At 64.0% G+C, this 19472-nt stretch carries 21 protein-coding genes; 9 read left to right on the top strand and 12 right to left on the bottom strand.

Annotated features, from left to right (window positions below):
* Positions 1-40: 40 nt before the first annotated feature.
* The 9 genes from ACR0JC_RS15885 to ACR0JC_RS15845 all read right to left on the bottom strand — a co-directional run bounded on the left by ACR0JC_RS15885 (position 41) and on the right by ACR0JC_RS15845 (position 6139).
* Positions 41-574, bottom strand: a complete 534-nt coding sequence (locus ACR0JC_RS15885) for an outer membrane protein (protein WP_093963551.1) — start codon at positions 572-574, stop codon at positions 41-43.
* A 243-nt stretch (positions 575-817) separates the two neighbouring features.
* Positions 818-1291 carry a YHS domain-containing (seleno)protein gene (locus ACR0JC_RS15880; protein ID WP_093963550.1) on the bottom strand — a complete coding sequence of 158 codons (474 nt, stop codon included), beginning with the start codon at positions 1289-1291 and terminating at the stop codon, positions 818-820.
* 198 nt (positions 1292-1489) lie between these two features.
* Positions 1490-1759 (bottom strand): hypothetical protein, encoded by a 270-nt coding sequence (locus tag ACR0JC_RS15875; protein WP_093963549.1) that lies wholly within the window; start codon positions 1757-1759, stop codon positions 1490-1492.
* On the bottom strand, positions 1756-2361 hold the full coding sequence (gene plsY, locus ACR0JC_RS15870) for a glycerol-3-phosphate 1-O-acyltransferase PlsY (protein WP_093963548.1): 606 nt from the start codon (positions 2359-2361) through the stop codon (positions 1756-1758). Before plsY ends, ACR0JC_RS15875 begins: the two co-directional genes overlap by 4 nt.
* Positions 2361-3641: a dihydroorotase gene (pyrC, locus tag ACR0JC_RS15865; protein WP_170343018.1), complete on the bottom strand. Its 1281-nt coding sequence runs from the start codon at positions 3639-3641 to the stop codon at positions 2361-2363. Before pyrC ends, plsY begins: the two co-directional genes overlap by 1 nt.
* Positions 3638-4024 (bottom strand): hypothetical protein, encoded by a 387-nt coding sequence (locus ACR0JC_RS15860; RefSeq protein WP_367647313.1) that lies wholly within the window; start codon positions 4022-4024, stop codon positions 3638-3640. The genes pyrC and ACR0JC_RS15860 overlap by 4 nt, the downstream gene beginning before the upstream one ends.
* Positions 4009-4527, bottom strand: coding sequence for a hypothetical protein (locus tag ACR0JC_RS15855; RefSeq protein WP_170343016.1), 519 nt, complete (start codon positions 4525-4527; stop codon positions 4009-4011). The genes ACR0JC_RS15860 and ACR0JC_RS15855 overlap by 16 nt, the downstream gene beginning before the upstream one ends.
* Positions 4524-5459, bottom strand: a complete 936-nt coding sequence (locus tag ACR0JC_RS15850; RefSeq protein WP_170343014.1) for an aspartate carbamoyltransferase catalytic subunit — start codon at positions 5457-5459, stop codon at positions 4524-4526. Before ACR0JC_RS15850 ends, ACR0JC_RS15855 begins: the two co-directional genes overlap by 4 nt.
* A 65-nt stretch (positions 5460-5524) precedes the next feature.
* Positions 5525-6139, bottom strand: coding sequence for a scavenger receptor class F, member 2 (locus tag ACR0JC_RS15845; protein WP_170343012.1), 615 nt, complete (start codon positions 6137-6139; stop codon positions 5525-5527).
* Between the two features lie 85 nt (positions 6140-6224).
* Between ACR0JC_RS15845 and ACR0JC_RS15840 the strand changes: the two genes are divergently transcribed.
* The 6 genes from ACR0JC_RS15840 (at position 6225) to ACR0JC_RS15815 (ending at position 13723) form a co-directional block, all read left to right on the top strand.
* Positions 6225-6992, top strand: a complete 768-nt coding sequence (locus ACR0JC_RS15840) for a uracil-DNA glycosylase (RefSeq protein WP_170343010.1) — start codon at positions 6225-6227, stop codon at positions 6990-6992.
* A complete protein-coding gene (locus ACR0JC_RS15835; protein ID WP_170343008.1) occupies positions 6989-7588 on the top strand; it encodes a metallophosphoesterase family protein in 600 nt (199 codons plus the stop codon). The genes ACR0JC_RS15840 and ACR0JC_RS15835 overlap by 4 nt, the downstream gene beginning before the upstream one ends.
* Positions 7585-8205, top strand: coding sequence for a LysE family translocator (locus ACR0JC_RS15830; RefSeq protein WP_170343006.1), 621 nt, complete (start codon positions 7585-7587; stop codon positions 8203-8205). Before ACR0JC_RS15835 ends, ACR0JC_RS15830 begins: the two co-directional genes overlap by 4 nt.
* 6 nt (positions 8206-8211) lie before the next feature.
* The gene (gene moaB, locus ACR0JC_RS15825) at positions 8212-8754 is read left to right on the top strand and encodes a molybdenum cofactor biosynthesis protein B (RefSeq protein WP_170343004.1); all 543 of its coding nucleotides are present in this window, start codon (positions 8212-8214) and stop codon (positions 8752-8754) included.
* Positions 8755-8861: 107 nt separating this feature from the next.
* Entirely contained in the window at positions 8862-10316 is a 1455-nt protein-coding gene (locus tag ACR0JC_RS15820; protein WP_170343002.1) for an efflux RND transporter periplasmic adaptor subunit, read from the top strand.
* A 5-nt stretch (positions 10317-10321) separates the two neighbouring features.
* Positions 10322-13723, top strand: a complete 3402-nt coding sequence (locus ACR0JC_RS15815) for an efflux RND transporter permease subunit (protein ID WP_170343000.1) — start codon at positions 10322-10324, stop codon at positions 13721-13723.
* Here the strand turns inward: ACR0JC_RS15815 and ACR0JC_RS15810 are convergent.
* Complete coding sequence (locus tag ACR0JC_RS15810) at positions 13690-14121, bottom strand: NUDIX hydrolase (RefSeq protein WP_170342998.1); 432 nt, start codon at positions 14119-14121, stop codon at positions 13690-13692. The two genes, ACR0JC_RS15815 and ACR0JC_RS15810, sit on opposite strands and share 34 nt — an antisense overlap.
* A gap of 4 nt (positions 14122-14125) precedes the next feature.
* Positions 14126-14938 carry a protein-disulfide reductase DsbD domain-containing protein gene (locus ACR0JC_RS15805; RefSeq protein WP_170342996.1) on the bottom strand — a complete coding sequence of 271 codons (813 nt, stop codon included), beginning with the start codon at positions 14936-14938 and terminating at the stop codon, positions 14126-14128.
* Positions 14939-15080: 142 nt separating this feature from the next.
* On the opposite strand from ACR0JC_RS15805, the gene ACR0JC_RS15800 reads away from it, so the two are divergent.
* Positions 15081-15635, top strand: a complete 555-nt coding sequence (locus ACR0JC_RS15800; protein ID WP_170342994.1) for a YqgE/AlgH family protein — start codon at positions 15081-15083, stop codon at positions 15633-15635.
* On the opposite strand, the gene ACR0JC_RS15795 is transcribed toward ACR0JC_RS15800, so the two are convergent.
* Positions 15636-16586: an L-threonylcarbamoyladenylate synthase gene (locus ACR0JC_RS15795; protein ID WP_170342992.1), complete on the bottom strand. Its 951-nt coding sequence runs from the start codon at positions 16584-16586 to the stop codon at positions 15636-15638. It abuts the gene before it with no gap.
* A 136-nt stretch (positions 16587-16722) separates the two neighbouring features.
* Between ACR0JC_RS15795 and ACR0JC_RS15790 the strand changes: the two genes are divergently transcribed.
* Together ACR0JC_RS15790 and ACR0JC_RS15785 are read left to right on the top strand one after the other, a co-directional pair.
* The gene (locus ACR0JC_RS15790; protein WP_170342990.1) at positions 16723-18426 is read left to right on the top strand and encodes an acyl-CoA dehydrogenase; all 1704 of its coding nucleotides are present in this window, start codon (positions 16723-16725) and stop codon (positions 18424-18426) included.
* Positions 18426-19472 (top strand): MBL fold metallo-hydrolase, encoded by a 1047-nt coding sequence (locus ACR0JC_RS15785; protein WP_170342988.1) that lies wholly within the window; start codon positions 18426-18428, stop codon positions 19470-19472. Before ACR0JC_RS15790 ends, ACR0JC_RS15785 begins: the two co-directional genes overlap by 1 nt.

Below are 19472 nucleotides of genomic sequence, written 5' to 3'. Positions count from 1 at the left end.
CGGCACGCCGTGCCGGGCCCGTTCGATTCTGCGCGAGGGATCAGAAGCGGTATGCCGCCCGGATCTGGAACGTGGTTGCATCCACGTCGACACCGGTCGAGTTGAAATTGTCGAACTCGTGGTACAGCAGCTCGCCCGCGATGCTGACGTTCGGCGCGACGATCTGTTCATAGCCGGCGCCGATGAACCAACCATCGTCGCTGCCCAGCGTGTCGGTTCCCGCATCCGCGTAACCGGCGACACCATACAGCAGCCCCTGCGGGTTGACCTTGTAGCCGGCGCGGGCTTTCAGCCGCCAGACGTCTTCGACCGTTGCCGCACCCGAAAGGTCGACATCAGACCAGTCATAGTCAAAGCCGCCGCCCACGACCCAATCGCCCAGATCATAGTCGTAACCAAGGATGAGACCGCCGATGGCGCCGTCTCCGTCCACACCGGACAGGCTGGTGCCGATATCCGCGTAGCCGACCTGCGCACCTGCATAGAATCCGGTCCAATCGCCCGAGGACTGCGCCATGGCGGTGCCGGCTGCAAAAGTTGCAACAGTGGTCAAAAGTGCCAGTTTGCTCGTCATCTTGCTATCCTTTCGTTGGAAGTTATCTGCCTCGGCCTTTGGTTGGCCTGAAGGTTTGTATTGATCATTACGTTCCGGTCGGTGGACCGGATCATTGGTTTTTCGCTGTTATTCCGACCCGGATTTCCGCAAGGTCTGCGGCTTGCCGCCCTTTTGGAGTGTTGTTCTGATCAGATAGGTTCGGGGTCGTGGGGCTTCAAATCACGATCGGCGGCAGAGGCATTCTGCCGCCAGTTCAGCAGATTATTGCTGCAGTTCGGCCGGATCCTTGTCGGCGATCGTTTCCCAGTTGACGCTGGCTTTTTCGATGAAGCCGGGGATGTCGCCTTCCCAACGCTGCTGGATGTCTTCCGACAGGTTGAGGTACAATTTGTTGTCCACGATTTTCCAGTAGGTCGGATCGCCGTCAAACTTGAACCCCATGGCTGCTCCGAAGGCACAGTAGCCGCCGTAGGCGGGCAGGTAGGCCTCGGGATTGGCTTCGAACGCGGCCTTGTTCTCTTCGGTGGCAAAACGGTATAGCGCATCGTTGTGCAACGCCGTGATCTTGTAGCTGCCTTTGGTCGGCTCGCCTTCGGTGAAATAGGCCACAGGGTCGTAACCCTGCATCGCCAGGCCGGTCGACGAGGCGTTGATTTCCACGCCGGCCGCCAGGGCCGAGCTTGCGATTGCCACGGACAGCGCCACGCCGCCCAACAGGGATTTGATCTTGTTCATGGTTCCACCTTTCGTGATCGGGGCTGCCCGGCATGTCCAAGCGCGGGCGTTCCAGCACCGAAATTGCGTTTCGTGCACCCGGTAATTGAGCGTCACGGAAACTGAGGTGGGAAAGGCAGCGATCACGTTCAAAGCAATCAAACGTGAATGTGCGGAAATGCCAAGCGGTCTGTTCGCCTGCGCAGGTCGGTCCGCGGTTCAGCTGTCGGGTACCAGGGCAAGAACAAAGCGTACGACCTTGGCGGCAAGCATCTCGCAGGGGCGCAGCAAAGCGCCGCTCTGATCCGTCAGGTACAGGTTCATACTGATGTAGTCTGCGCCACCCCGTTCATGGGCGACCAGCTTGTGCGATTTGCCGCCCGCCATCGCCAGCCGCGTGACCGAGTAGCTTCGACCGTTTGCGGTTCCGGTGAAGGAACCCGCCGGCAAGGCAAAGAATGCGTCCAAAAAGTCGGTCGGCGCGGTCACGATTTCCCGATCTTGGGCTCTGTTCCCGCCTTGATGCGGGCCAGATTCTCGCGGTGGCGCCAGTAAATCAGCAGCGTCAGAACGACGCCCAACAAAAAGGTCGACCCGTCCGTCAGGATCATCACCCATGTTGTCGACAGGGCTGCCGCGGCCAGCGCGCCGAGGGATGAGATCCGCCAGATCGCAGCAGCGACCAGCCATGTCAGACAGCACGCAACGCCCACCCGCCAGTCCAGCGCCAGCCACAGGCCCAGGAAAGTTGCCACGCCCTTGCCGCCCTTGAAGCTCAGCCAGACCGGGTAGCAATGGCCGACAAAAGCCGCCAGCGCCGCGACCTGGGCGGCATCGTCGCCGGCCAGTGCCCGGGCCAGCAGGACCGCGACCGCGCCTTTGCCGGCGTCGAACAGAAGGGTCAGCGCCGCCGCCGCCTTGCTGCCGGTGCGCAACACGTTGGTGGCACCGATATTGCCGGATCCGATCTGGCGCAGGTTGCCCAGCCCCATCACCCGCGCAACGATCATGCCATAGGGCACCGACCCCATCAGGTATCCGATCGCGGCCCAGATAATCAGTTGGGTCGTCGTGCTGTCGAAAACGGGCATCAGGGTCTCCGGAAAATTTCTTTGCCTGCAACGTAGGTTGCGGTGACCTTACCCTGCATCCGCTGTCCGTCAAACGGGGTGTTCTGCGATTTCGATTTCAGCGTGAACCGGTCCAGCACGAAGGGCACATTCGGGTCGAACAGAACCAGATCGGCCGGGGCGCCCTCGCTGAGGCGGCCGCAGTCCAGCCCTAGTCGTTTCGCCGGATTCAGGGTCATGGCGCGGAACAGCGTCGGCAGGTCCAGTTGATCGGCATGATACAGGCGCAGTGCGGCCGGCAGTAGGGTTTCCAACGCAACTGCGCCCGAGGCCGCCTCTTCGAACGGGAGGCGTTTGCTCTCCTCGTCCTGCGGCGTGTGCATCGAGCTGATCGTGTCGATCAGGCCGGAGCGCACGGCCTCGATCACCGCCTGCCGGTCATCCTCGGAGCGCAGCGGCGGCTTGACCTTGAAGAAGGTGCGATAGTCCGCCACGTCCAGCTCGTTCAGCGTCAGGTGATGGATCGAGGTGCCGGCGGTGATGTCCAGCCCGTTGCGCTTGGCCCGTTCCAGTGCGGGCAGGGCGCGGGCCGTGGTGATCTGATCGGCGTGATAGGCCGCGCCGGTCATTTCCAGCAAGGCGATGTCGCGGTCCAGCCCCATGCGCTCGGCCATGGGCGAAACGGCGGGCAGACCGCGCAGGGCGGCGAACTTACCGCTGGTGGCCGCGGCGCCATGGCTCAGGCCCGGGTCCTGTGGGTGGGCGATGACAAGCGCGCCGCAGGCCCGGGCATAGGTCAGCGCGCGGGAAAATACCTTGGTGTCCGTCACCACATGGTCGCAGTCTGTAAAAGCCACCGCGCCCGCATCCATCAGAAACCCGATCTCGGTCATCTCGCGCCCGTCGCGGCCCTTGGTCAGTGCGGCCATGGTCAGCACGTTGACGGGCGTGTCGGCCTGCGCGCGTCGGGTGACGAACTCGAGCGTTTCCGGCGTGTCGATCGCAGGCAGGGTGTCGGGGCGGGTGACCATTGTGGTCACGCCTCCGGCCGCGGCGGCAAGGCCCGCGGATTTGTAGCTTTCCTTGTGTCGCTCGCCCGGCTCGCAGACCTTGACGCCGATATCGACGATGCCGGGGGCCAGACACTGACCGCCGCAATCAATCACCTGCGCGTCCGCCTCGGGCGCCAGACCGTCGCCGCTGGCCAAGATGCGCCCGTCGGCCACATGCAGCCAGCCCAGGGCGTCGGTTCCGGCTTCGGGGTCGATCAGGCGGGCGTTGGTGAAGATCAGGTTGGTCATGCCATTGCCCTTTCAATCGCGGCTTTGGTGGCGGCCGGGTCGGCCTGGTACTTGATCAGGTGCTTGTCGCCGCCTTTGGTGACGATCTGCACGAAGCTGCCCATGATATTCACGGCCGCGATCTGGTTCAGCGGCACGCTGCGCCCGCCGGGTCCGGTCAGGGTGGTGTAGGTCATCTGCCAGTTGGCCACCAGTTCCTCCGAGGCCAGGTACCACGCCCGGACGCCCACCGCCGCCAGACCGGCCGGGGCGCCGGTCCAGACATAGGGATTTCCGATCAGCCACAGCACGAGCATCGCCCCCGCCATCGCGCCCACGGCCAACCAGGCGTTGGTACGGACATAGGCGCCCTTGTCCGGCGCAAAGGTCACAGGATCAGCCACAGAGCACCTCCGATGACCAACAGGATGATCAAGGCAAGCACGGCCGATCCCGTCCGGCGGGGTTGCTCGCTCGAAACCGGGCTCGGCGCGGCCGAGTAGGGTCGCGCGCTCTCGGTCTCGATGGTGCCGCCGCTCCAGTTCGTGGCCTCTTCGGTGTAGAGCCCGATCAGGCGCAGACGCGGGTCGGGGCTCAGCGTGGCCGCGCGCGCGCTCAGGGCCGCGCTGCGCAGCACCAAAACCCAGCCGTCGACCGACTCCAGTTTGGCCCGGTCCAGCTGGTTCTCGGACACGCCGCAGCCCTCGCTGAGATAGCCGTAGAGGCCCAGGTCCTCGAGGTCGGACACCGGAAACACGTCGATCTGCTGGGGGTCCAGCCCAGTGACGCCAAGGATCTGGTCTGCCGCGCCGGGCTCGCGCAGGAACTTCGCCTCTTCGGGGCGCATGTCCAGCGCGAACAGGCGGATCACGCCGCGCTCACCAGCCGAGATGTCCAGATCGCTCATGCCGACTCCTTCAGGTTGCGGGCCAGCAGTTCCATCGCGGCCATGCGCACGGCGACGCCCATCTCGACCTGCTCCTGGATGACCGAGCGGTTGATGTCGTCAGCCAGCGTCCCGTCGATCTCGACGCCGCGGTTCATCGGGCCGGGATGCATCACGATGGCGTCCGGCTTGGCCAGCGCCAGCTTGGCGGCGTCCAGGCCATAGCGGTGGTAGTATTCCCGTTCCGACGGGATGAACCCGCCATCCATCCGCTCTTTCTGAAGGCGCAGCATCATCACCACGTCCACGTCGCGCAGGCCCTCGGTCATGTCGTCATAGATCTCGGCCCCGAATTCGGCGAATTGCGCAGGCACCAGCGTCGGCGGGCCGATCAGGCGAATGCGGTTTTCCATCTTGCCCAGCAGGATCAGGTTTGACCGCGCCACGCGGGAATGGGCCACATCCCCGCAGATCGCCACGTTCAACCGGTGCAGCCGCCCCTTGGCACGCCGGATGGTCAGCGCATCCAGCAGCGCCTGCGTGGGGTGCTCGTGCCGCCCGTCGCCGGCGTTCAGCACCGCGCAGTTGACCTTCTGCGCCAGCAGGTCTACCGCGCCCGAATGCGGATGCCGCACTACCAGCAGGTCGGGATGCATGGCGTTCAGCGTCATCGCCGTGTCGATCAGGGTCTCGCCCTTTTTGATCGAACTGGCCTGCATCGCCATGTTCATCACATCCGCACCCAGCCGCTTGCCCGCCAATTCGAAACTGGCCTGCGTGCGGGTCGAGTTCTCGAAGAACATGTTGATCTGGGTCAGCCCCGCCAGAACGTCCGAGTGCTTGGCCGATTGCCGGTTCAGATCGACGTATTTTTCGGCCAGGTCCAGAATGGCGGTGATGTCGGATTGGGACAGATGCTCGATGCCAAGTAGGTGACGATGGGCGAAACGCATGGGCCGGGCTCCTGTCTGACAGTCGCGCCGCTTATAGAAAGCGCAGCGCGTCGGGGCAACTGGAGTCAGTCCTCATCGGGCAGTTTCTCGCATCCGCCTTCGGGCAGGCACCGCTCGCCGGGCCGGCACCATTTGCCGTATCCGCAATCGACGGCCTTTCTGGGCACGCAGCCCTGATTGGCCGAGCATTTGAAGCCGGTGCGGCACTGCGATCCGGTCTCTTCGCACAGGTACCAGCCGGGGCGCGTACAGCCGCCGCCCGGCAGGCAGGTCGAACCGGCTGCGCAGGTCCGCCCGTCGTCGCAGGGCGTTGCTGGTTGCGGAGAGGGGTCGAAGTCGGGCGAACTGCGCTCGCATTCGCCGCGCGCGTTGCAGAAGGACCCGCTGGGGCAATCCAACCGCGAAGCGCATTTGTTTGCCCCCGCGGGCGCACATCGGGTGCCCCCGGCCACGCATTTCTCGAACGGCCCGCAGGACCGCCCGCCGCCGCAATAGGTGCCCCCGGCCTGAATGCAGAACCCGTCATAGCTGCAGCGTTGGCCAACCGAGCAGCATTTCAGACCGCACTGAAACTGGCCCCCACGGCATTGGCCTTGATTGTTGAGAAACGACTGTGCCTCCGACCCGCCGGGCAGCAGGGCGAACAGAGTGATCAGCAGAAGGCCCAGGGTTCGCGTCATGACGGGGACCATCGTCGGCCCGGCAATGCGCCAAGGCAAGGCCAATTTGCTTTCCCTTCCCGCAAAGCTGAGTAGATTGATGGTCATGGAATCGGCCCTTGACCCCTACACCGCGCGTGCCCTGCTGGAATGGCAGGTTGAGCTGGGCGTAACCGACGCGATCGTCGACGCACCGGTTGACCGCTATGAATTGCCGGATACCGCGCCAAAGGTCAAAAAATCCGCCGCAGCGCAGCCCGCGGTGCAAAAGCCCGCCAAGGCGGATCCGGTCGTCGAGGCAAAAAAGGCTGCGTCTGCGGCATCGTCTCTGGATCAGCTGCGCGCCGCTCTGGAGGCGTTCGAACACTGCGATCTGAAACGTGGCGCGCGACAGTTGGTCTTTGCTGATGGGACACCCGGTGCGCCTGTCATGATCGTCGGCGAGGCCCCGGGCCGTGAAGAAGACCGCGCTGGAAAGCCGTTCGTTGGCCGCGCCGGGCAGCTGCTGGATCGGATGCTGGCCGCGATAGATTTGGACCGCGCCAAAAACGTTTACATCACCAATGTTCTGCCCTGGCGTCCGCCGCAGAACAGGGACCCGCGGCCGGACGAGATCGCGATGATGCAGCCGTTTCTGGAGCGGCACGTGGCCCTGTCCAAGCCAAAGGTCCTGGTGGTGATGGGCAATATCAGCTGCCAGGCGGTTCTGAACAAGCGCGGCATAACGCGTCTGCGCGGGCAGTGGGATCAGGCGCTGAATCTGCCCGTTCTGCCCATGCTGCACCCCGCCTATCTGCTGCGCCAGCCCCATGCCAAGCGCCAGGCCTGGGCCGATCTTTTGGATCTGCGCGCATATCTGGAGAACAAGGGATGAAGGTTCTGGCCTTTTCCGACCTGCACATGGCCCGCAATCGGGCTGCAGAACTGGTGGCAGCCAGCGTCGAAGCTGACCTGGTGATCGGCGCTGGTGATTACTGCAACATGCGTCAGGGGCTGGACGAGGCGATCGGTATGCTTTCCGGCATATCCGCGCCGATGGTTCTGGTTCCCGGCAACGCCGAAAGCGCCGAGGAACTGGCGGCGGCCGTGCCGGACGGCGTGCATGTTCTGCACGGAACAGGCATGACCGTGGACGGGCTGCGCCTGTTCGGACTTGGCTATGGCGTACCGGTCACTCCATTTGGTGACTGGTCCTGCGACCTGACCGAAGCCGAGGCCGCAGAGCTGCTCAATCGCTGCCCGTCGGCCGACATCCTGATCACGCATGCCCCGCCCAAGGGCAAAGGCGACCGGACCTCGCAGGGGCAATCGATCGGATCGAGCGCGGTGCGCGACGCGGTGGAACGGATTCAACCTGACTTTGCTCTGTGCGGTCATATCCACGACAGCTGGGGTTATCGCGGCGAGATCGGTCGCACCCGGATCGCAAATCTTGGGCCCAAGGTGAATTGGTTTGAGGTCGATCCATGATCGAATACGCAACGCTGTTGACCTTCATCCCAGCTGCCATAGCGCTGAACATGACGCCGGGGGCTGACATGATGTTCTGTTTCGGGCTTGGGCTGCGGTCCGGTGCCCGGTCGGCCATAGTGGCCAGCGCGGGTGTTTCGACCGGTCTGATGGTTCATGTTCTGCTGGCTGGGCTGGGGCTTGGCGCGGCGGTCGCGGCTATGCCCTGGCTGTTCGACGTCATTCGCTGGCTGGGCGTGGCCTACCTGTTGTATCTGGCCTGGGGCACCATCAGAAACGGTGCGGTCCGGACTGACGCTCCAATGCAGTCGTCGGGCCATGCCTTTCGCGAGGGGATGCTTGTCAACATGACGAATCCCAAGATCATTCTGTTCGTTCTGGCCTTCATTCCGCAATTCGTCTCGCCGGCCAACGGATCGGTTCTGGCTCAGTTTCTGCTGCTGGGCGCGATCATCGCTGTGGGCGGGTTCGTCGTGAATGCCCTGGTGGGGTCATTTGCCGGCGGCGCCGGGCGAGCGCTGATTTCAAGCCCGCGGGCGTCGCGAATTCTCGGCTGGGTCAGTGGTGGCGTGTTCGTCGCGCTGGCGGCCCGGCTGGCCATCATGGAAAGAGCCTGACACGACATGTCCCGAATTGATGAAACCATGGAATTCATCCCCATCCGCATCGCTGTTCTGACCGTATCGGACACGCGGTCACTGGCCGAAGATCGTTCGGGCCAAACCTTGGTCGACCGGATCGAGCGTTCGGGGCACACCGTGGCCGACCGCAAGATCATTCAGGACGAGCGCGCCCAGATCGCCGAGCAGTTGCGGGCGTGGGTCGCCGACCCCGAGATTGACGTGGTGATCTCGACCGGCGGCACCGGCTTGACCGGGCGGGATGTCACGGTCGAGGCGCATCGCGATGTCTACGAAAAGGAAATCGAGGCTTTTGGCACCGTCTTCACCCTGATTTCGATGGAGAAGATCGGAACCTCGGCTGTACAGTCGCGGGCCACAGGTGGCGTCGCCGGGGGAACCTATCTGTTTGCCCTGCCGGGCAGCCCAGGGGCCTGCAAGGATGCCTGGGACGGCATTTTGGAAAAACAGCTGGATTATCGCCACCGGCCCTGCAATTTCGTGGAAATCATGCCCAGATTGGACGAACATCTGCGACGGAAGTAGACTGGTCGTACGTTTAACGGCTCATAACCGCCTTGTGGGTTGGTATTTTTTCCGGCCCGGCTACCTATTAACAGACTGCGTCCCGTTGCAACCGGAGTGAAAGATCTATGCGATTTCTGCGGCAGAGCCTCATCGGTGTCTTTCTGGCATCCCTGATGCTTGCGCTGTTGATTGTCGCGGCGCAGATGATCACCGGCGCAGTGCAAGAGGTCATGACCCGCGACAACAAACCCCCGCAGGCGCGCGAACGCGTGTTCGCCGTCACGGTTCAGAAGGCCGAGCCACAAACCGCCACCCCCTATCTGGAGGCATTCGGCGAAGTTCAAAGCCGCAGGCGTCTGGAATTGCGGGCGGCGCTGGGTGGCCGTGTCATCGGGCTGGCGGAAAACTTCGAGGATGGCGGGGTTGTGAGCGCAGGCGAAGTTCTGGTCGAGCTGGACCCGGCCGATGCGCAGGCGGCGCTGGACCGGGCGCGGTCGGACCTGCTGGATGCCCAGTTTGAAGAACGCGATGCCGAACGCGCCCTGCTTTTGGCGCAGGATGAATTGAAGGCCGCCGAATCCCAATCGGATTTGCGGGAACGGGCCCTGCAGCGCCAGAAGGATTTGCTGGACCGTGGCGTGGGCGCGACCGCCAGCGTTGAAGAGGCCGAATTGGCCGCGGCCTCGGCCCGGCAAACCGTGTTGTCGCGTCGCATCGCTTTGGCGCAGGCCGAGTCCCGCGTCGATCAGGCAACGACGTTGCTGGCGCGGGCCCGTATCGCTTTGGAATCGGCCGAACGCGATCTGGAAGACATGACCATCCGCGCCCGGTTCGACGGGACGCTGACAGGTGTCACGCTGGTTGAAGGGCGCCTGGTCACGGCCAATGAAAAGCTGGCCGAACTGGTCGACCCATTTGCGCTGGAGGTCGCGTTCCGCGTTTCGACCGCGCAATACGTGCGGTTGCTGGACGATCAGGGCAAGCTGATCCCGGCACCGGTGACCATCTCGCTTGAGGTGACGGGCACGGACCTGAGCGCCACCGGTCGGATCAGCCGCGACAGCGGGTCGGCCGGCGAGGGCCAGACCGGCCGATTGCTCTATGCCCGGCTTGATGCCGCGCCGGGGTTCAAGCCCGGCGATTTCGTGACCGTTTCGGTCGAGGAACAGCCGCTGGATAATGTCGTGCGTCTCCCGTCTTCGGTTCTGGATGCGCAAGGCACCGTGCTGGTGCTGGGCGACGACGACCGGCTGGAAACGCTCCCGGTCGAGCTGGTGCGCCGGCAAGGGGACGAAGTTCTGCTGCGCGGCGTCGGGCTGGAAGGGCGCGAAGTCGTGGTCGGTCGGACCCCGCTGCTGGGGTCGGGGGTCCGCGTGCGCCCGGTTCGCATCGAAGACAGCGCCGCGGTCGAGCCGGACATGGTCGAGCTGACGGACGAGCACCGCGCGCGGTTGGTGGCGCAGGTCGAGGCCAGCGACCGCATGTCCCAGGACGCCAAGACCCGTGTTCTTGCTCAGTTGAGTGAGGCAAAGGTGCCGTCGTCTCTGTTGCGGCGGCTTGAAAACCGGGCCGGGGGATAGGCGCCATGATGCGCGAGATCCCGGGCGCGGCCAGCGGCATCCTCAGCTACTTCACGCGTCACCGGACCATTGCCAACCTTCTGCTGGTGGTCATGCTGGTCCTTGGCGCGGCTTCGGCGCCGAACATGCGGGCGCAGTTCTTTCCGGACGTGATCCTGGAACGGGTCAATGTCAACGTCGAATGGGATGGTGCGGGGCCCGAGGATGTGGACAACGGGATTGTCCAGATCCTTGAACCTGCATTGCTGGCGGTCGAAGGCGTTGCCAGCACCGAGTCGACCTCCCGCGAAGGATCGGCCCGCATCGCGCTGGAATTTGAACCCAACTGGGACATGAGCCGCGCCGTCGAAGAAGTGCGCACCGCGGTCGACAGCGTGACCAACCTGCCTGAGGATGCCGAAGAACCGTCCATCCGGCGTGCCGCTTGGCGAGACCGGGTAACGGATGTTGTCCTCACCGGCCCGATCGAGACCGGGCAGCTGGCCAAATTCACAGATGAGTTGATCAATCGGCTGTTCGCTGCCGGTGTGACGCGGACCACGATCCGCGGCCTTGCGGCCCCACGCATCGTGGTCGAGGTTCCCACCGCGCAGTTGATCGCCAACGACATCACCCTGTCCGAGATCGCCTCGGCGGTCGCGGCCGAGGTCACGGCCAATCCGGCCGGGGACGTGACCGGCGCAAACGCCCGGATCCGCACCGGCGTGGAAAAACGCACCCCGGAGGAGATCGAGCGCATCGCTTTGCGCACCTATCCGGACGGGTCCAAGCTGGTGGTCGGCGATGTCGCGCAGATCCGGGTCGAGGGCGTTACCCGCAATCGCAGCTATTTCGTGGGCGAAAATCCGGCCATGTCCGTCCGGGTGGACCGGTCGAACCTGGGTGATGCGATCGACATTCAGCACACGGTCGAGGATGTGGTGGCCGAGATGCAGGCGAGCCTGCCGGATGGTATCTCGGTCGAGCTGATCCGTACCCGGGCGCAGGCCATTACCGACCGATTGGACATTCTGATCGACAACGGGCTGGTCGGGTTGGGCTTGGTGGTGTGCCTGCTGTTCCTGTTCTTGAATGCGCGCATCGCTTTCTGGGTCGCGGCCGGTATCCCGGTTGCGATGTCGGCGGCCATCGCCTTCATGTATATCGGCGGGCTGTCGATCAACATGGTCTCGTTGTTCGGCCTTATCATCACGCTGGGTATCGTGGTGGATGATGCAATCGTGGTGGGGGAACACGCCGATTTCCGGGCCCGCCGTCTGGGCGAGCCACCGGTCGTTGCCGCCGAGCGCGCCGCCCGGCGCATGGCGATGCCGGTTTTTGCGGCCACGGTCACGACCGTGATCGCCTTTTTCGGTCTGACCGCCATTGGCGGACGGTTCGGAGAGCTGATCCGGGACATTCCCTTTACGGTGATCGCTGTACTGATCGCATCGTTGATCGAGTGTTTTCTGATCCTGCCGAACCACATGGCGCATGCTATCGCACATTCGGCCAAGGAACACTGGTATGACTGGCCCAACCGGGTTGTGAACCGGGGTTTTCGCTGGGTGCGCGACACTCTTTTCCGACCTTTGGTGGCGTGGGCAATCTGGGCGCGATACGTGGTCGTGGCCCTGATGATCGCCATTCTGGCCAGCCAGATAGCGCTGTTCATTAAGGGCGACGTCAATTGGCGGTTTTTCAACGCGCCCGAGCGGGGCTCGGTCACCGGCAATTTCATCATGGCCGAAGGCGCTACCCGCGCCGACACGATCGAAATGATGCACATTCTGCAGCGCGCCACGGAAGAGCTGGGTCAGATCTACGAAGAACGCCACGGTCGCAACCCGATCGACTATGTTCTGGCCGAGATCGGAGGGAGCGCCGGTTATGGTCTGTCCGCCGCCGATGGCAAGGATGGCGATTTGCTGGGCGGTATCTCGATCGAGCTGATCGATGCCGACCTGCGGCCTTATTCCAGCTTTGAATTCGTGGGCGAGCTGCAGGAATTCGTGCCGCGCCATCCCAAGGTCGAATTGCTGACGTTCCGCGGCTGGCGCTCGGGTCCGGGTGGTGATGCCATCGACGTGCAGCTTTTCGGCGCGGACGTGAACACACTGAAATCCGCGTCCGAGGCCCTGCAGGCGGAACTGTCGAAATACCCCGAGGTTTCAGCGCTGGAAGACAATCTGGCCTATGACAAGGAAGAGTACATTCTGGATCTGACGGCACAGGGCGAGGCGCTGGGCTTCCGCATCGAGACATTGGGCCGGGTTCTGCGTCACCGTCTGAACGGGATCGAGGCGGCGACATTCCCTGACGGTCCTCGCAGCGCCGAGATCCGGGTCGAACTGCCCGAAAGCGAGCTGACCGCCGATTTCTTGGAACACACGTTGATGCGTTCACCGGACGGGGTTTATGTCCCGCTGGCTGACATCGTCTCGGTCAAGCGCGAGTCTGGGTTCTCGACGGTGCGCCGGGAAAATGGCCTGCGTGTGATCGCAGTGAACGGGGACATTTCCGAGGATGACCCGGCCCAGGCGGCGGAAATCACCCGCGCCATGCGCGAGGAAATCCTGCCTGATATCGCCGCCGAGTATCAGGTCGAGTGGCGCATGGCCGGTCTGAGCGAACAGGAGGACGAGTTCCTGACCGAGGCGCGCACCGGTCTGATCCTGTGCCTGACCGGAATCTACCTTGTTCTGGCGTGGATCTTCGCCAGTTGGACAAGGCCGCTGGTGGTGATGGCGATCATTCCCTTTGGTCTGGTCGGCACCATCTGGGGGCATTACATCTGGGGCGTTCCGCTAAGCATGTTCACGGTCGTCGGCCTGTTGGGCATGACCGGGATCATCATCAATGACTCGATCGTTTTGATAACGACCATTGATGGGTATCAGCAGGATCGCGGGCTGGTGCCCTCGATCATAGAAGGCACCGCTGACCGGTTGCGGCCGGTGATGCTGACCACGCTGACGACGGTGATGGGGCTGGCCCCGTTGCTGTACGAAGGGTCGCAGCAGGCGCAATTCCTCAAACCCACGGTGATCACGCTGGTCTACGGGCTCGGGTTCGGCATGGTGCTGGTGCTGCTCCTGGTTCCCGCGTTGCTGGCGATCCTGAGTGATATCTCTCGCCCGATGACGGCGATGCGCCGCGCCCTGCGGGCGCCGGACAAGGTGGTCCGGGTCGCGGCCGCGGGGACGGGCGGGGCGATGATCCTCTGGCTGCTGGTCACGATGGTCTGGCCGGTTCTGGCCGGCGCGCCGCTGGGTGTGCTGTCCGGGCTGTACGGCGGCGAGGACGGTCTGGCGTTGCTGAGAATGGGGCTGGGAGCGTTCGCGGCCGGTGCGGTTGCCATTCTGGCCGTCAGCCTGATCGTGTCCGCGGCGCTTTATGTCAGGCTTTCATCCCGGGCCAGTGCCTGAGACAGAAGGTCGGGCACCCGGGCGCTCATCGCAAGGTCGCGGTCCAGCACCTGCCGGATTGGGAACCAACGCGCGTCCTGCGCATCGTCCGCTGCGATCGGAGTGCCGGATCCGAAGCGGCAGGACACGCCGACCAGCAAGTAGTGGGCGGTGATCTGTCCGGCCGAATCCCGGACCAGCAGATCAAGGTTGCCCAGATATGCCTGCGGGGTTGCTTCGATACCGGTTTCTTCCATCAACTCGCGCGCGGCGGCCTGCAAGACGGTTTCGCCCCACTCCACATGGCCGCCCGGAAACCCCCAGAGACCGGCATCGGGGGCCTTGCTGCGTTGCACCAGCAGGACATGGCCCTGATCTACGACAACCGCCAGTGCGCCGATCCGGGGAACCTGCTGCACCCGCTCAGCCCGCGCTGCAGCCCAGAATGTCGACCGCGTGTTTGGTCCCCAGAACCGTGATCCGCACGGCGGACCGGTCCAGCGCAAAGGACTGACCGTCGGGGCTGATCACCTCGGTCGTAGCGGTCAGCCTGTTGCCTTGCCGCTTGGTTTCAGTCTGCGACGCCCACAGGCCCGGGTTCCCCGGCTCGATCACCGCAAGTTCGGCACCACCGGCCGAGGGCATGTCGATCTGGACCTGAACCTGCAAACCGTCCGCGGTCGGGCTCAGGCGACAGGCCGCGCCAGTAACGCCAGCCTCGCGTGCAGAGAAGGGCCGTTGCGCCAGCGCAGCCGCAATCGCTGGATTCCTTGCCGCGCCCGCATCCAGTTCGTGGTCGAATTTCAACGATGCGGGAATGCAGACATCCTTGCACACCCCCAAGTCGACTTCGCCCCGCAACCGGACCGGTTTGGATGCGTCCTTGGGCGTAATCCGAACCGGCAGCACCAGCTGGGTTTCGTAGCCGATGGACTTCAGACCGTTCTGGTCAAAGACATGCGGGGTGGGCCAGGTGATCGCAACCGCGCCGACATTGCCGGACCGGCGCCAGTCGAATTCAGGCGGTATGCCGGCGTCACCAGGGGCCCGCCAATAGGTCTTCCATCCGGGTTCCAAATCCAGCCGGATCGCGGTGAGATAGGTTCCATCCTCGGATTGGCCGCCATCGATCACGTCCAGCCTGACGATCGAGTCGATCGATTGCCCCTGCGCAGGTGCGGACAGGGCCAGGCAAGCCGAAACAACGGTCAGAACGGGTTTGAACAGAGATCTCATGATCCATACATGCGACTTGCGGGCAGGTTTGCCAAGTCACGTTCTGGTCACCGGCAGAAATCGCGGGATTTCCGGCGTGATCCCTTGCCAATCCGGGTTCCGCAAGGTCATTGTAAGGGAATAAGCCTCACGAGTTTTTTTGATGGATCTGACTGGAAAACTGTTGATTGCGATGCCCGGCATGGGCGATCCGCGCTTTGATCATTCAGTGGTGTACCTGTGTAGCCACGGCGATGACGGCGCGATGGGTCTGATCGTGAACAAACCGTCGGATTTGCGGATCAAGACACTGCTTGAACAGTTGAACATCGCGTGCCGCATCCCGGTTGTCGGAGAATGCCTTGTGCATTTTGGTGGTCCCGTCGAATTGTCCCGGGGGTTTGTCCTGCACAGCGCGGACTACGACGCAAATCTGCATTCGCTGCACGTGGCCGGTGATTTCAGCATGACGGCGACGCTGGACGTGCTCGAAGATATCGCCTCTGGCAAGGGGCCGCTGAACTCGATGCTGATGCTGGGCTATTCGGGATGGGGGCCGGGACAGCTGGAAGATGAGATCGCGGCCAATGGCTGGTTGACGACCGATGCCACATCGAAACTGGTCTTTGACGTTGCCGACGACGAAAAGTGGGAGGCCGCCTTGGCCACGCTGGGTGTCGATCCGCTGACGCTGTCGGCCAGCGCCGGTCGGGCCTGATCAGGAATTGCGTGGCGCCGCTGCCCGGCGCAGGCGGTCGTTGATGGCCGCCCCCACGCCCTCGGAAGGGATTGGGCTGACGGCAATTGGCCGCCCCGTACCGTCCAGTTCGTGCAGATACGCAAACAGTTTTGCCGCCGCCTCGATCAGGTCACCCCTGGCAGATAGGTTGCGGTCGCAGTCGACATTGCCAAATCCCAGCAGCAGCTCGTCCCCGCGCCGCTCGGTGGCGTTCAGCCGCACCGGTGCGTTCGGAGCATAATGTGACAGCAACTGCCCGGGAGCGGTCAGCAGATCTCCGGGCTTGTGGCGGGTCAGGCGCGTGCCCAGAACTGTTTCGATCTGCTCCAGAGCGACACCGCCGGGCCGCAACAAAGCGGGGGTGCCGGCCAAGCCCACGATGGTGGACTCCAACCCGACCGAACAGGGTCCGTCATCCAGTACGGCAGCGATCCGACCGTCCAGACCGGCGCGCACATGCGCCGCAGTGGTCGGGCTGATCCGACCGGAGGGGTTTGCCGATGGGGCAGCGACGGGTCCGTCAACTGCGCTCAGCAATGCGCGCGCGGTTGGGTGGGCTGGCACCCGCACGGCCAGCGTCTCCAACCCGGCCGTCACCAGCGAGGACACGCCATGCCCTGCGCGCAGCGGCAGCACCAGCGTCAGCGGACCGGGCCAGAACGCAGCCGCCAGCTGTTCGGCATTGTCCGACCACTCGACATAGCGTTTGGCGGCCTCGACCGAGGCGACATGCGCGATAAGCGGGTTGAAACTGGGTCGCCCCTTGGCGGCGTAGATCGCGGCGACTGCCTCGCCGTTGCGGGCGTCGCCGCCCAGCCCGTAAACGGTCTCGGTCGGGAAGGCGACCAGCAGTCCCTGACGCAGCAGGTCGGCCGCGGCTGCAATCCCGGCGGGATCAGCATCCAGATATTGCGTGCTGTTGGGGATCATGGGTGGTGACGCGGCGTTTTGGTTGCTTGCAACAGGGGGACGGATAGGTAATCGAACAAGCTTAGATGAATACCGGCGCGGGCCATGGATTCCAAGCCCGCCATTGCGACCGACACACGATTTCCGGGGGGAAACCATGCCATATCGCGCTCCTGTCACTGATTACGAGTTCCTGATGGACAAGGTGGTGGGGTTCAAGGACGTCGCCGCGACCGAGAAATTCGCCGAGGCCACTCCGGACGTGGTCAGCGCCATTCTGTCCGAGGCCGGCAAGATGTGCGAAGAGGTAATGGCTCCCCTGCAGCGCCCCGGCGATCTTGAGCCGGCGCGGCTGGAAAACGGGGTATTGCGGACCTCGCCCGGCTATGCCGATGGCTGGAAGGCGATCGCCGAGGGTGGCTGGATCGGCATGAGCGGTGACCCCGAATACGGCGGCATGGGCCTGCCCATGACCGTGACCACCGCCGTCAACGAGATGATGAGCGCCGCCTGTCTGTCGCTGCAGCTGGCCCCGTTGATGAGCCAGGGTCAGATCGAGGCGCTGGAACACCACGCCAGCGAAGAGCTCAAGACGCTGTACCTGCCCAAGCTGATGTCGGGCGAATGGTCGGGCACGATGAACCTGACCGAACCGCAAGCCGGGTCTGACGTTGGCGCGCTGACGTCCAAGGCCGAACCCAACGGCGATGGCACCTATTCGGTGACCGGGCAGAAGATCTACATCTCGTGGGGCGACAATGACTTCTGCGAGAATGTCTGCCACCTTGTTCTGGCCCGGCTGCCCGATGGCGCGCCGGGCACCAAGGGGATTTCCCTGTTCCTGGTGCCCAAGTTCATCCCCGACGTGAATGGCAATCCGGGCGTGGCCAATGACCTGAAGGTGGTGTCGCTGGAACACAAGATGGGCCTGCATGGCTCGCCCACCTGCGTGATGCAGTATGACGGCGCCAAGGGCTGGCTGGTTGGCCAGGAACACAAGGGCATGGCCGCCATGTTCACCATGATGAACAACGCGCGCCTCGGCGTCGGCGGGCAGGGCGTAGGCGCGGCCGAGGGCGCCTATCAGCACGCGCTGTCCTATGCACTGGAACGCAAGCAGGGCAAGACTCCTTCGGGCACGATCATCGATCATGCCGATGTGCGCCGGATGCTGATGGACATGCGGGCCGACCTGTTCGCCGCCCGAGCGATCATGCTGGCCAATGCCGCCGCCATCGACATGGCCAAGGCCACCGGCAATGGGGACTGGGCCGCGCGGGCGGCCCTGCTGACCCCGATCTGCAAGGCTTTCGGCACCCAGACCGGCATGCGCGTGTCCGAGACCGGCCTGCAGGTGCATGGCGGCATGGGGTATGTCGAGGAAACCGGCGCCGCGCAGTATTACCGCGATGTTCGCGTCACCGCGATCTACGAGGGGACCAACGGCATTCAGGCCATGGACCTTGTCGGCCGCAAGATGATGGACGGGGGCGAAGCCGCCGCCCGCCTGCTGGACGAGATCGAAGATCATGCCGAGCGCGCTCGCGCCACCGTGCCCGAGCTGGCCGGCCCGGTATGGGAGGCGACCGAATCCCTGCGCGAGGCGACCGAGTGGCTGGTGGCGCAAGAGGACATGAACAATCGCTTTGCCGGGGCCGTGGCCTATCTGAACGCCTTTGCCCGCGTGCTGGGTGCGCATTACCACCTGATCGCCGCTTTGGCCGATCCGGATGGTCCGCGCGCCAAGCTGGCGCGGTACTACATCACCGCGCGCCTGCCGGAATACGCGGGCCTGCTGGATCAGGCGCAGATCGGGGCCAAAGACCTGTTCGCGCTCAGCGCCGACGAACTGGCCGCGTGATGGACGGCGCGCGGCCTCCGGCGTTTCGCCATCCCTGGCCCGAGCCGCCCGCGCCCGGACAAGCCACCGAGATCGCCGAGGGCGTGCTTTGGATGCGCCTGCCGCTGCCGATGGCGCTGGACCACGTCAATGTCTACGCGCTGGATGACGGCGATGGCTGGACGGTGATCGACACCGGGATTTCATCGAAAAAGACGCGCGGCCTGTGGTCCGACCTGATGGCCGGGCCGCTTGCGGGCAAGCCGGTGACCCGGGTTGTGGTCACGCATCACCACCCCGACCACGTCGGAAATGCCGGGTGGTTCCAGTCGGAGCACGGCGCCGATCTGGTTTCGAGCCGTATCGCATGGCTGTTTGCGCGAATGCTGACGCTGGACGTGCAGGAGAGCTGGCCGGAAGAGACGCTGGAATTCTACCGCAGCGCCGGCATGGCCCCCGAGATCCTGGCCAAGCGCATGTCCGAGCGGCCCTTCAATTTTGCCGACACGGTCTATCCGATGCCTCTGGGCTTTGTTCGCATCAAGCAGGGCGACGTGATCCGCATGGGCGGGCGAGACTGGGACGTGCATATGGGCAATGGCCATGCCCCCGAACACGCAACGTTCTGGAGCCGCGACGACAACTTGGTGATCTCGGGCGACCAGATCCTCAGTTCGATCAGCCCGAACCTGGGCGTCTATGCCACCGAGCCGATGGCTGACCCGGTGTCCGACTGGCTGGAGGCCTGCGAGCGTCTGCAACAGCTGGCACGGCCGGATCAGGTGGTGCTGCCGGGGCACAAACTGCCCTTCATCGGCCTGCCGATCCGCATGAAGCAACTGATCGAGAACCATCACGGCGCTCTTGCACGCCTGCTGGACGATCTGGACGCGCCCAAGGCGGCTTCGGATTGTTTCATGACGCTGTTCAAACGTCCGATCCGCGACGGCGAATACGGTCTTGCGCTGGTCGAGGCGGTTGCGCATCTGAACCATCTTTATCACACTGGAGCCGTGACCCGGGCGCGCCGTGAGGACGGCGCATGGGTGTATCAGCGCAAAGGTTGA

The organism is Ruegeria sp. CH5 (assembly GCF_056537025.1).
Note: the sequence above shows the minus strand (reverse complement) of the source record. Positions and strands in the feature narration are given on the sequence as shown.